This is a genomic window from Bradyrhizobium sp. USDA 4516, from assembly GCF_054055915.1.
Genome location: NZ_JBSRXT010000001.1, coordinates 1,676,631 through 1,688,147 on the forward strand (window position 1 = coordinate 1,676,631; position 11,517 = coordinate 1,688,147).

General features: G+C 66.0%; 10 protein-coding genes. 5 read left to right on the forward strand and 5 right to left on the reverse strand.

The features are described 5' to 3' along the window. Positions 1-258 precede the first annotated feature (258 nt). A complete protein-coding gene (locus ACVI1L_RS07955) occupies positions 259-1,488 on the forward strand; it encodes a tetratricopeptide repeat protein (protein ID WP_456785526.1) in 1,230 nt (409 codons plus the stop codon). A 155-nt stretch (positions 1,489-1,643) separates the two neighbouring features. Here ACVI1L_RS07955 and ACVI1L_RS07960 read toward each other — a convergent pair whose 3' ends face one another. The 3 genes from ACVI1L_RS07960 to ACVI1L_RS07970 all read right to left on the reverse strand — a co-directional run bounded on the left by ACVI1L_RS07960 (position 1,644) and on the right by ACVI1L_RS07970 (position 8,000). Further along, positions 1,644-3,110, reverse strand: coding sequence for a glycerol-3-phosphate dehydrogenase (locus ACVI1L_RS07960; protein ID WP_456782627.1), 1,467 nt, complete (start codon positions 3,108-3,110; stop codon positions 1,644-1,646). Positions 3,111-3,445: 335 nt separating this feature from the next. Further along, complete coding sequence (locus tag ACVI1L_RS07965; protein WP_229191708.1) at positions 3,446-4,969, reverse strand: ABC-F family ATP-binding cassette domain-containing protein; 1,524 nt, start codon at positions 4,967-4,969, stop codon at positions 3,446-3,448. A gap of 343 nt (positions 4,970-5,312) precedes the next feature. Then, a complete protein-coding gene (locus ACVI1L_RS07970; RefSeq protein ID WP_456782628.1) occupies positions 5,313-8,000 on the reverse strand; it encodes a sensor domain-containing protein in 2,688 nt (895 codons plus the stop codon). Between the two features lie 274 nt (positions 8,001-8,274). Between ACVI1L_RS07970 and ACVI1L_RS07975 the strand changes: the two genes are divergently transcribed. Continuing rightward, on the forward strand, positions 8,275-9,378 hold the full coding sequence (locus ACVI1L_RS07975; RefSeq protein ID WP_057019051.1) for an NAD(P)/FAD-dependent oxidoreductase: 1,104 nt from the start codon (positions 8,275-8,277) through the stop codon (positions 9,376-9,378). 96 nt (positions 9,379-9,474) lie between these two features. On the opposite strand, the gene ACVI1L_RS07980 is transcribed toward ACVI1L_RS07975, so the two are convergent. Further along, positions 9,475-9,660, reverse strand: a complete 186-nt coding sequence (locus tag ACVI1L_RS07980) for a YdcH family protein (RefSeq protein WP_016847370.1) — start codon at positions 9,658-9,660, stop codon at positions 9,475-9,477. Between the two features lie 240 nt (positions 9,661-9,900). Between ACVI1L_RS07980 and ACVI1L_RS07985 the strand changes: the two genes are divergently transcribed. The 3 genes from ACVI1L_RS07985 (at position 9,901) to ACVI1L_RS07995 (ending at position 10,795) form a co-directional block, all read left to right on the forward strand. Next, entirely contained in the window at positions 9,901-10,107 is a 207-nt protein-coding gene (locus ACVI1L_RS07985; protein ID WP_016847372.1) for a YdcH family protein, read from the forward strand. Positions 10,108-10,303: 196 nt separating this feature from the next. Next, complete coding sequence (locus ACVI1L_RS07990) at positions 10,304-10,513, forward strand: hypothetical protein (RefSeq protein WP_028336001.1); 210 nt, start codon at positions 10,304-10,306, stop codon at positions 10,511-10,513. Positions 10,514-10,543: 30 nt separating this feature from the next. Next, positions 10,544-10,795 (forward strand): hypothetical protein, encoded by a 252-nt coding sequence (locus tag ACVI1L_RS07995; RefSeq protein WP_018268738.1) that lies wholly within the window; start codon positions 10,544-10,546, stop codon positions 10,793-10,795. On the opposite strand, the gene ACVI1L_RS08000 is transcribed toward ACVI1L_RS07995, so the two are convergent. Next, positions 10,790-11,515, reverse strand: a complete 726-nt coding sequence (locus tag ACVI1L_RS08000; protein WP_057019015.1) for a GGDEF domain-containing protein — start codon at positions 11,513-11,515, stop codon at positions 10,790-10,792. The genes ACVI1L_RS07995 and ACVI1L_RS08000 overlap by 6 nt on opposite strands. Between the last annotated feature and the right edge of the window lie 2 nt (positions 11,516-11,517).

Here is an 11,517-nt window from a genome sequence, read left to right on the forward strand (position 1 = left end):
CCGCACTCGCTTCGCCCGATGTCACGTCCGTCAGCCCCGATTCCCCGTAAGGTCCGATTCTGGCGGCAAGCTAGCGGTGGATCGCCACCGGCTCAACCGCCTCACGGACATCTCCCGCAATATTGTCGGCGTCCGCGCCTCTGCTAGACTCCGCAGCCAAATCCGGGAGGGCAACCGATGATTCACGACCGCTACGGCCTGCCGCTGACGACGACCTCGGACCGCGCCGCCGCCTACTATGTCGACGGCGTCGATCGCATGCTGGCGGCGCTGCATGGCGCCGATGCGGCGTTCGAGGCCGCGATCGCCGAGGACCCCGATTTCGCATTGGCCCATATCGGCCGTGCCCGCGTGCACCAGTTCAGCATGGAGGGTGCCAAGGCCCGCGCCAAGGCGGCCGATGCACGGCAGCTGGCCGCGGCCGCAAGCCCGCGCGAGCGCCAGCACATCGAGATCATGGCGTCTGTGATCGAGGGCCAGGGCAAGAAGGCGATGGCCGCGGCCGAGCAGCATCTCAGCGAATATCCGCGCGATGCGCAGGTGCTGTCGCTGTTGCTCGGCGCCTTCGGCCTCTATGCGTTCTCCGGCCGGCCCGATCATGACGCCGCGCGGCTTGCCGTCTGCGAGCGTTACGCCGGCGACTATGGCGACGATTGGTGGTTCCTCACCTATCTCGGCTGGTCGAAAACCGAGGCCGGCGATATCGTCTCGGGTCGCGCCATCACCGAGCGCGGCTATGCGCTGAAGCCGGAGAACGCCGGCGCCGCGCACGCGGTCGCGCATGCGTTGTTCGAGCAGGGCGACGCGGCGGAAGGCCGCAGCTTCCTTTCCGCCTGGCTACCGGCGAATGATCGCACCAGCTTCCTGCAGGGCCATCTCGCCTGGCACCTCGCCTTGATTGCGATCGAGGAAGGCGACGCCGACAGCGCGCTCGACATTTACGAGCAGCACATCAAGCCGGCGGGCCGCCCCTATCCGCCGCTCAATATCTTCACCGACACGGCCTCGCTGCTGTGGCGGCTGACGGTCGCCGGCAAGACCGGTCTCGAGCAGCATTGGAAGGATGTCGCCGCCTATGGCGACGGCTACTTCCCGAAGGCCGGCGCGCATTTCGCCGACGTGCACCACGCGCTCGTCGCAGCCACGACCAACAACGACGCGCTCGAGGCGCGGCTGGTCGAGATGGCCACGCGCGACGCCGACGGCAGACTGGCGCCGGGCCCCGCGGCGATCGGGCTCGGCCGCGGGATCGCGGCCTTCGCCGCCGGCGATCACGACGACGCGGTGCGCATCCTTGCGCCGCTGATGCCAGAGCTGGTGCGAATCGGCGGCAGCCATGCGCAACGTGAATTGTGGGAGGACACCTTCATCGTCGCATGCCTGCGCGCCGGCCAGGGCCGGCAGGCAACGAGCCTGATCTCGGAGCGGCTGCATCGCCGTCCGTCCCGGCGCGACCTCGCCTGGTCACAGGAGGCGGCCCGGCAATAGCCGCTGCTGGAGCTCTCCTCCTTCCCTGAAAGGGGGAAGGTCGGGATGGGGGTCGGCCACGAACGACACCGGTTGTCATGGAGGCAGAATCCCCACCCGCTTTGCTCTGGCGAGCAAAGCGACCTCCCCTTTTCAAGGGGAGGTTTGAATCGAGCTCAATCCATCTTCGCCATGAACGCCGCAAGCGCGTCGCGATCGGCTTGCGGCATGGTCAGCCCGAGCTTTGAGCGGCGCCACAGGATATCGTCGGCAAAGCGCGCCCATTCCTTGCGCATGAGGTAGCGCACCTCGGCGCCGGTCAGTTCGGGACCGAAGGCCGGGCCGAGATCGGCCTTCTCTTTGGCGTCGCCCAGAACATCTCTGACGTTCAGCCCATAGGCGGCCACCAGCCGCCGCGCCTGCGCCTCGCCGAGGAAGCGCCAGCGGTCGCGGACGATGTCGACCTCGGTCTCGAAGCGCTGCCACGCGAACTCGCCGCCCGGCAGCGGCGCCGTTGCGGTCCAGCGCGGCGTCATCGGATAAAACCGCGTGAACTCCGACACCGTCCGCTCGGCGCGGCGCCGCGCGGTGGTGACGTCGCCGCCGAAGATCGTAAGCAGCGGCGCCTTGCCGCGCCTGACATCGAGCAGCGCTGCGCCATCGCTCATGTGCCGGCGCGCGGGCACGAGCACGGAATTGGCACCGGAGACGGTCCGCAGCACATCGACTGGAGCGATCTGTTCGCGAAAGTAGCGATTGGCGGCGTCGCAGAGATAGGCCTCCTCGCGCACACCAATTGCGACAACCGCCGGATCACCCTTGAAGGGATGACTGACGCTGCCGATCAGGGTGAAGTCGCGCTCGTAGGGACTGGCGAAGATCAACCGGCCGTCAGGGTTCTGAAACACATAGACGTTGTCGCAGTCGAACAGGCGGCGCACCACGATCTGGCTGATCTGCACGGTCGCAAGCTGCGGCGCAGGCACCCGCAGCACGATGTCGGCGACCGAGGCGGTCCACGCGCCGGTCGCGCTGACCAGCGCCCGCGCCGTGATCACCCGCCGGTAGCCGCGGTCGATCACGACCAGCCGCCAGGTCTCGCCGCGCTCGGCCCGGGTCACGCGCGCGCCGGTGCGGATATCGGCGCCGCGCGCCGCGGCATCGACGGCGGTGAGCACGACGAGCCGGGAATCGTCGACGACGCAGTCGGAATATTCGAACGCGGTTCCGAACGGCCGCTTCAGCGCATTGCCGACCGGATGGTGGGTGACATCGAGCGTCGCCGAGCGCGGCAGACCGCTGCGCGAAGTCAGCCGTTCGTAGAGCAGCAGCAACGACCGCAACTGCCACGGCGGCCGCTCCTCGGCATGCGCCGGGATCACGAAGCGCACCGGCCGCACCAGATGCGGCGCAATGCGCAGCAACACGTCGCGTTCCCTCAGCGCCCGGCGGACGCGGAAGAACTCCCGCCGTTCCAGCCCGGCCAGATCGCCATGGACCAGCCGCGGCGAAGCCTGCGATGCGCCGGAACCGAGATCGCCCTGCTCCAGCAGGATCACGCGCAGGCCGCGGCCGGCGGCATCACGGGCAATGCTCGTGCCGTTCAAGCCACCGCCGATGATCGCGACGTCATAGTCCGCCATGCGCAACGCCTATCGCATTTGAATGCGAACAAAAGACGGGTTCGCACGAAAAATGCGTCAAGGTGCGGCGCTGAACTACGTGATGTCTTGGTGAATCACGGCACACTCACCTTCCCGCTTGCGGGGCGAGCGTACGCCTGCATGATTTCGGAATATTGGAATAATGCCCCTGAGTTGCCCGACGTGTCAAGTAGCCTGCTCGAACGCCGCGCCGCCGCCGGCTACTTTGCATGGGGTTGTTTTCGATATTTTGGCAGCGCTCCTCCTGCGACGGCCCGCGAGCGGGAGAGGCACACCGCCTTCGCGACGGCTATCCAATCTGACGCCATCACGCGCTAGTCCGCGCCGGCCGCGGCGAAGAACTGTTCCGGTCCATCGACCTCGATCAGCTTCCTGCCTTCGATCACCCAGAACCGGTTGGCCACCGTGCGCACGAACTGGCGGTCGTGCGACACCAGGAGGCAGCTGGCCTGCTGTTCCATCAACTCGTCCTCCAGCGCCTCCTGGCCCTCGATGTCGAGGTGGTTGGTCGGCTCGTCGAGCAGATAGAAGTTCGGCTGGGTGAGCCGCAGCACCAGCATGCCGAGGCGGGCCTTCTGCCCGCCCGACAGCCGCCCGATCGGTCGGCCCTGCATCTCGATCGAGAGCCCGGCACCGGCGAGCAGGCCGCGCGCCCGCTGATCACCGACCTCGAAGCGCCGCGTCAGCATGCGCATCGGCGTGTCGCTATCGGCGAGATCGGCCAGCGCCTGATCGCAATAGCCAAGCACCAATGACTCGGTGGCCCGGATCTCGGCCGGTGCCGCTGCGGCATTCTCGATCGCCAGCCGCAGCGCCGCGACGAAGCGGGTCTTGCCGGCGCCATTCGGCCCGAGCAGCGCAATCCGGTCGCCCTTGCAGATGAACTGCTGGCCGGTCCTGAACAACATCCGGCCGTCGGGTGTGGCGATCCCGGCGTTGTCCAGCCTGATCAGGACCTTGGCATGGGTGTCGCGGTTAGCGAGCCGGATCGTTCCGGCCGAGCGTTCCAGATGCGCGGGCTTCGCCGTCTCCTCCAGTCTCTCGGCGCGCTGCTTCAATTGCCTGGTCTTCGACAGCAGAAGGTCGCTGCCGGAATTGATGCCGAGATTGTTGAGCTTCGCGGCCTGCTGCCGGAGCTGCCGCACGGCCTTCATGTCGCGCTGATAGCGTCGCTCGTCCGAGGCATCGAATTCGTCGAGCGCCGCGCGCGCCGCGGTATAGGGCAGCGAGAACAGCTGCGACCGCTCCGGGCGCAGGAACAGTGTCCGGTTGGTCGTCGCATCGAGGAAGGCGCGATCATGGCTTGCGATCACCACCGGCATCTCGCGCGGCAGTGCGTTCAGCCAGCCCTCGAGCCGGCCGATCTTGGCGAGGTCGAGATGGTTGGTCGGCTCGTCGAGCAGCAGCACGTCGGGCTCGGTCACCAGCACGCGGGCGAGCACCGCAAGCCGCAGCCAGCCGCCGCTCAGCTGCTTCAGCGGTCTCGTCCACAGCTCCTCCGGCACCTCGAGCGATTGCAAGGCGACGTCGACCCGCCAGCCCTCGCTGGCGCGCTGCTCGCCGGGAAGCGCCTCGAGCACGGCGGCATGGAACGGCGTATCCAGCAGTCTGGGCGGCGCATCCTGCTCGACATGGCCGACGGTCAGTCCGCGCGCGCGGGTTATATCGCCTTCGTTAGGCTCCATCGCATCTGCGATACAGCGCAGCAGCGTGGACTTGCCGCGGCCATTGGCGGCCACCAGCCCGATGCGGTCGCCGGCATTGACGACGAAATTCAGTTCGGAAAACAGCGGCGCGTTCAGCGTCACGCCGAGATTGCGGACATTGATGAGGGTCACGATCAATTCTCTGGTCTTGCCGGCAATCGCAACATCCCGAGGCGTCCAGCCATCATCGGATGTGCGTGTCGAAGCGCGGCGAGGGATTGATGTGCGGGCGCGAACGCTCAAGCGTCGACGCCGCACGGCCACGAAGGGCAGACCAGGAAGGATTTAGCGCGAGTTTCCGGTCAGCCCTGCAAACGCATCTGCAGGGCGTTGACGGGGCCACGCTTGAGGTGGGGATCGGTGTATCTCGCCACGACGCAGCCCTCCTTTCTCGGCTGAAATGATGTGGTGGGTCGAGATGTAGCCGGACGTGCAGCGGATGGCAAGCACAGCCGGCCGGGCGATTCAGGCCAAATTACCCGGCTCTGCGCACGGTTTCGGCAAGCTGGTCGCCGCCGACCAGCGCGGCGAATTGACCGATCGGGGCCGGCCTGCCGATCAGATAGCCCTGCACCGCGTCGCAGCCCTCTTCGGCGAGAAAGTCGAGCTGCGCCTCGGTCTCGACGCCTTCGGCGACGATCGACATTTCAAGGCCGTGGCCGAGATCGATCACCGCGCGCACGATCGCGGCCGATTGCGGGTTGCGGCCGAGATTGATGACGAAGGCACGGTCGATTTTGATCTTGTCGAACGGAAATGCCTGCAGGTAGCTCAGCGAGGAATAGCCGCTGCCGAAATCGTCCATCGAGATGCGGACGCCGAGCGCCTTCAGCCGCCGCAGCAGCGACAGGCCGCGGTCGAAATCCTCGATCAGCACGCCCTCGGTGATTTCGAGCTCGAGCCGGTCCGGCGTGAGCCCGGTCTCGAGCAGGATCGAATGCACGAGGCCGACGAGGTCGCCATGGGTGAATTGCGCCGGCGACAGGTTCACCGCGACCTGCAGCGGGATCGCCCAGGAGGCCGCCTCCCGGCAGGCTTCGCGCAGAATCCATTCGCCCATCTCGACGATCAGGCCGCTTTCTTCCGCGAGCGGAATGAAGTCGCCGGGCGGCACGAAGCCGCGCACCGGATGGTGCCAGCGCGCCAGCGCCTCGAAGCCGATGATCTGGCTGGCCGCCACGCTGCCGCCCGCGGCGGCCTGCGGCTGGTAGTAGAGCGACAATTCGCCATTCTTGATCGCGACCGACAGCTCCTGGTGCAGCACGCGGCGATCGCGGATCTGCTGGTCCATCTCCGGTTCGAAGATCGAGATCGTGCCGCGCGACTTCGCCTTGGCGCGAAACAGCGCCGCGCCGGAATTGGCCAGCAGCGAGGCCGCGTCGGATCCGTTGTCCGGGAACACCGCGATCCCTGTGGTGAGGCCGGTTCGCACCGACTTGCCGTCGATCAGGAAATCCTGCCCGAGCGCCTCGGCGGCCTGCTCGGCCAGCGCGATGCCGGCGACCGGCTGCTTGCCGTCGATGATGAGGCCGAATTCGTCGCCGGACAGCCGCGCCACCACGCCGCCGCGTGCCACGGCCTGCAAACGCTGCGCGACCTCGATCAGCACCTTGTCGCCCATCGCATGGCCGTAGACGTCGTTGATCTCCTTCAACCCGTCGAGATCGACGCAGAGCACGGCGAACTCCTCGTCGGTGCCGTCGCAGGCCTCGATCATCTGGGTCAGCGCCTGCAGGAAGGCGGCGCGGTTCGGCAGATCGGTCAGGCCGTCATGATAGGCCATGTGCGCCATCCGCGACTCGGTCTGGCGCCGGTCGGTGACGTCCTCATGGGTCTTGATCAGATATTGCGGCTCGCCGACATCGTCGAGCACGGTCATGCGGCGGGTCAGGAACAGCCGCAGGCCGTCCTTGGTCGAGATCGGATGCTCCTCGGCGATCATGCTGCGTTTCCTGATCGCGGCATCGTCGCGGGCGATGATCAGCTTGGCTTCACGCGCATTGAAGATGTCGGACGCGGTCAGGCCGGCGGCGTCCTCGCGGCGGCGATTGAGGATCGTCTCGGCGCTGCGGTTGGCCAGGAGGTAGCGGCCGTCGCTGACCCGCTGCACGATCAGCGAGACCGGGATGTTGTCGACCACGAGCTCGAGGAACTTCTTGTTGTTCTCGAGCTCGCGCGACAGCGAACGGCGATCGGTGACGTCCTCGAACAGCGCGATCAGGAATTCCGGCTCGCCGGCCTCGTTGCGGGCGATCACGCGGTTGGAGGCGAGGATCCGCTTGTCCGAACCGCGTTCGACGAAGAATTCGCTGCGGTGATAGCCTTCCGCCGCGCTCAACGCCGCGCGGTCGGCGGTGTCGATGCTGGCGGCGGTCTCGGGGCGGAAGATCTCGTCGGCGCGCTTGCCCACGATGTGATCGCGCGAGAAGCGCGAGAAGCGCTCGAAGGCGCGGTTGGCGAAGATGTAGCGGCCGTCCTCGATGTTCTTGGCCGCGACGCAGACCGGAACGTTGTCGAGCACCGATTCCAGGAATTGTGTGGTCGAGGCGAGCTTGCGCGACAGCTTGCGTTGGTCGGTGCAATCGAGATGGGTCGCGACCGAGCCGCCGTTCGGCAGCGGAAAATACTTCACCAGCACCGACCTGCCGCCGGGCAGCTCGGTAACCAATCCGTCGGGCGCCGCGGCCCTGGCGAAGAAATCCTCGGCGCTGAGATCGAGCACCCCGCGGTCGCGGCGCAGTTCCAGCAGCTCGACGCCGGTCATGTTGCGGCTGATGTCGGCGCGCGACAGGCCGTAGATGTCGAGATAGCGGTCGTTGCAGAACACGATGCGCTCCTGCGCATCGGTCATCACCACGCCCTGGTTCAAATGGTTGAGTGCCGACGAGACGAAGGCGTTGCGCCGCAATTGCGCGCGCTTGGCCTTGCGCAGCGCCGAGAGAATCCACAGCCCGACCGCACCGAAAAAGGACGCGACCACCACGCTGCCGATCAGGAGCTCCCAGACCAGGCCGGGATCGAGGCTGCCCAGATAGCTCGACGGCGCGAACGCACCGGTGCCGGCCCGCGCTGCAGCGCACGGCGCGACGGCGGCAATCAGGCAGAGCACGGCCCTTGCCGGAATCGAATTCTTCCCGCCCGCCTGCACCTTCCTGCCAGCCATCGATCACCCGCGGATTTGCGGAGCGAGTGTCCGGCTCCGGCGGTTTGGATCGGGTAAACGCGTACTGATGCAACCGGAAAATGCTGACTTAATTTATGGCAATTGCCCTGACATGATTAATGCTCCACTAACAGGGCATGACCTCCCAACTTTTTGAGATGGCCCAAGCACTTGCCTAATAAGCACTTGCCCAAAGCGACCGGATCGGCTGAACGATGTTGGCGGCAGCGGTCATGGCGTGGCCGGGCGGAAATTTTCGGACCTGAAGGACGAGATGGACAGGGTTGATTGCGTGATCGTCGGTGCGGGGGTGATCGGCCTCGCCGTGGCGCGGCGGCTGGCACAGGCCGGCCGCGAAGTGATTGTGCTCGAGGAGGCCGAGGGGATCGGCACGGTGACCTCGTCGCGAAACAGCGAGGTGATCCACGCCGGCATCTACTACCGCGCCGGCAGCCTGATGGCGCGGATGTGCGTCAGCGGCAAGCGGGCGCTCTACCGCTACTGCGCCGAGCACGGAATCCCGCACAAGAATTGCGGCAAGCTGATCGTGGCCACCACGCCTGCGGAGACCGAGAAGCTGCAGTCGATCCGCGCGCATGCCGAGGCCAACGGCGTCGACGACATGCAGCTTCTGTCCGGCGAGGCGGCGCGCGCGCTGGAGCCGGCGCTGAATTGCGACGCTGCGCTGCTGTCGCCCTCGACCGGGATCATCGACAGCCATGCTTACATGCTGGCGCTGCGCGGTGACGCCGAGGCGGCCGGGGCGGCGTTCGCCTTCCATACGCCGCTGCTCCACGCCAGGGCCACCGCCGACGGCTTCGAGATCGAGGCCGGCGGCGCGGCGCCGATGACGCTGGCCTGCGATCTTCTGGTCAATGCCGCCGGACTCGGTGCGACGGCGGTCGCGCGCAACGTCGAGGGCATGCCGATCGAATTGATTCCGACGGCCTATTTGGCCAAGGGCAATTATTTCAGCTGCAGCGCCAGGGCGCCGTTCTCGCGGCTGATCTACCCGGTGCCGGAACCCGGCGGGCTCGGCGTGCACCTGACGCTCGACATGGCCGGACAGGCGAGGTTCGGGCCCGACGTCCAATGGATCGATCACATCGATTACGCGGTCGACCCTGATCGGGCCGAGCGGTTCTATCCGGCGATCCGGAAATACTGGCCGGCCCTGCCGGACGGCGCGCTGATGCCGAGCTATTCGGGAATCCGCCCCAAGATCGTGCCGCCGGCGGTGGCGACCCAGGATTTCCTGATCCAGGCGCCGGCCGATCATGGCGTCGCGGGCCTGATCAACCTGTTCGGGATTGAATCGCCCGGACTGACATCGTCCCTCGCGGTCGCCGACCATGTCGGCGCGTTGGCGGAACTCTGAGCAAATACAGTAAGGCCTCCCGGGGGATGCGCGCGCGCTTGGGCGTTCATCCCTCGGTGAAAGGCCAGGCTATTTGCTAATTTGCAGGGGGGCGGTCTAGTGGACCGTGTCGTCGGCGGACAGTCTCAACCGCTCGATTTGATCCTTGACCATCAACTTGCGGCGCTTCAGCTCGCAAATATGCAGGTCGTCTACAGAGGGGTGAACGAGCGCTTCGTGCAGTTCGTTCTCGAGTATTTTGTGTTTACGCTCCAGCTCAATGAGATGGGCCTGTATTGCCATTGCGAACACTCCTCGGTGCGTTAAACCTCAGGTTCGATCCGGACCGCCGAGTGTACACGAGTGGACGGCGCTGTCGATGGGGGACGCGAAATGCCGCACGCACTCATTTCGGTTTATCTGTAACCAATCGTGACTATGGAACCGGTCCGGCTTGCGCGGCGCGCGTTCAAGGAGGATATTCCGGCGAGCGGCGACTTCAGCCGCAACAACCTTATCGTGCTTATCAGTTAATACACAACCATGAACGATCAGGATGAGCGCGAACTAATCGCCGAACTCGCGCGGCTGCAACAAGAGCACCGCGACCTCGATGCCGCGATCGACGCGCTGCATCAGTCGCCGGCGCCGGATCTCTTGATGCTGCAGCGCTTGAAGAAGCGGAAGCTGCAACTGCGCGATCGCATCGCCTTTATCGAAGACCAGATCACGCCCGACATCATTGCCTGACGCGTGCCGCGGCGCGGGCCTTCGCGGTTCGGCGCTTCCGGTTCAGACCGGGCGACGGTTTTCCCCGTCATCCACAGCGCCTCGCCGGCTTCACGTTCGCGGCAACGGACGGAAGGCGGTTTCCCGGCGCTTGACTCCACATGAACAAAAAGAGAACATGCCAGCCCAGCCGCCAGCCATCAGAGGGAGTTTCGCCATGTCCGCACCGCCTTCCCTGCCCGACAACAGCCGCTACGAGAAAGCCTGCGATCAGGCGATCGCGATGTGCGACGGCAACCTGCGCAGCACTATCAAGGCGCTGATCATGGCCAACGAATATCTGGAAGCCGAGCTTGAGGAATTGCAGGCCGCGATCACCGCCGGCTGCGTGCCGGCGCAGACCCGGGCGGCGAGCGATGCCGCCTGATCCTTGGCCTGATCTTCAGGGAGCACAGCGATGGCCGATGTAACGTATTACGTGGCACTGCCCTTCATGCAGGATGATGACGGCACGCCGGTCGCCGGCAATGCCGAGGAATGCCAGAGCTCGGCGGTCGCGCTGCGCCGCGCGGAGACCATGTCGCGGATGCCCGGCAGCATTGGCGCCGTCGCGTTCAGCCGCACCGGCGATCCTGCGATCGGCGAATTCGGCGATGCCAAGCTGTTGCGTGCTTACGGAAATGTGCCGGAGGATTTGAGCGCGTTATAATTCTCGGGATTCGTGGCGCCGCTGGGCCTTGCGCACATACATCGCACGGTCGGCCTCATCGAGCACGCGATCGATATCCGAGTGCGCGGTAAGGATAGCAACGCCCGCGGAGGCGCCTGCGGTGACCTGGCTGTTACGAAACATGAAGGTCAACCGATCGATCGCCTCTTCCAGCGCAGCCGCCTTGGCGCGGGCATCGATCTCGCTGAGATTCCACAGCAGCACGGCGAACTCGTCACCGCCGAGACGGCCGATCACATCGGAAGCGCGCACCTGATCCGATATCGCGGCAACGATCGCCTTCAGCACCTCGTCGCCCGCCGCGTGGCCGAAGGCATCGTTGATCGGCTTGAGGCGATCGACGTCGAGCACGATCAGCGCACCGGAGGCCTGATAACGCTTGATGAAGGAGAGCGAACGGGCGAGCTCGCGCTCGAATCCGCGCCTGTTGAAGATGTCGAGCAGGAAGTCGGTCTCGGCGGAGGCCTGCAGCTCCTCGATCCGGGCCTGCGCCCGCGCCAGCTGCGCCCGCAAGCTGCGGATGGTCGATTTGTCGCCGGATGCGACCGCGCCTCGCGTGGAAGCTCCGGTTCCAGCCCGTTTGGTTCCAGCCCGCTTGGCTGCAGTCTTGCCCGGCCTGGATTTGCGCGCGGCGGGCGCGCCTTTCCGTCGTTTCGCGGCCCCGGAGGCGGCCGACGTCGTCTTCTTCTTCATGCGCATCC

Coding starts and splice junctions, on each gene's coding strand:
- ACVI1L_RS07995 (WP_018268738.1), top strand. CDS start 10,544: ATGGCCGATGTAACGTATTACGTGGCACTGCCCTTCATGCAGGATGAT.
- ACVI1L_RS07960 (WP_456782627.1), bottom strand. CDS start 3,110: ATGGCGGACTATGACGTCGCGATCATCGGCGGTGGCTTGAACGGCACG.
- ACVI1L_RS07975 (WP_057019051.1), top strand. CDS start 8,275: ATGGACAGGGTTGATTGCGTGATCGTCGGTGCGGGGGTGATCGGCCTC.
- ACVI1L_RS08000 (WP_057019015.1), bottom strand. CDS start 11,515: ATGCGCATGAAGAAGAAGACGACGTCGGCCGCCTCCGGGGCCGCGAAA.
- ACVI1L_RS07990 (WP_028336001.1), top strand. CDS start 10,304: ATGTCCGCACCGCCTTCCCTGCCCGACAACAGCCGCTACGAGAAAGCC.
- ACVI1L_RS07970 (WP_456782628.1), bottom strand. CDS start 8,000: ATGGCTGGCAGGAAGGTGCAGGCGGGCGGGAAGAATTCGATTCCGGCA.
- ACVI1L_RS07955 (WP_456785526.1), top strand. CDS start 259: ATGCTGGCGGCGCTGCATGGCGCCGATGCGGCGTTCGAGGCCGCGATC.
- ACVI1L_RS07985 (WP_016847372.1), top strand. CDS start 9,901: ATGAACGATCAGGATGAGCGCGAACTAATCGCCGAACTCGCGCGGCTG.
- ACVI1L_RS07980 (WP_016847370.1), bottom strand. CDS start 9,660: ATGGCAATACAGGCCCATCTCATTGAGCTGGAGCGTAAACACAAAATA.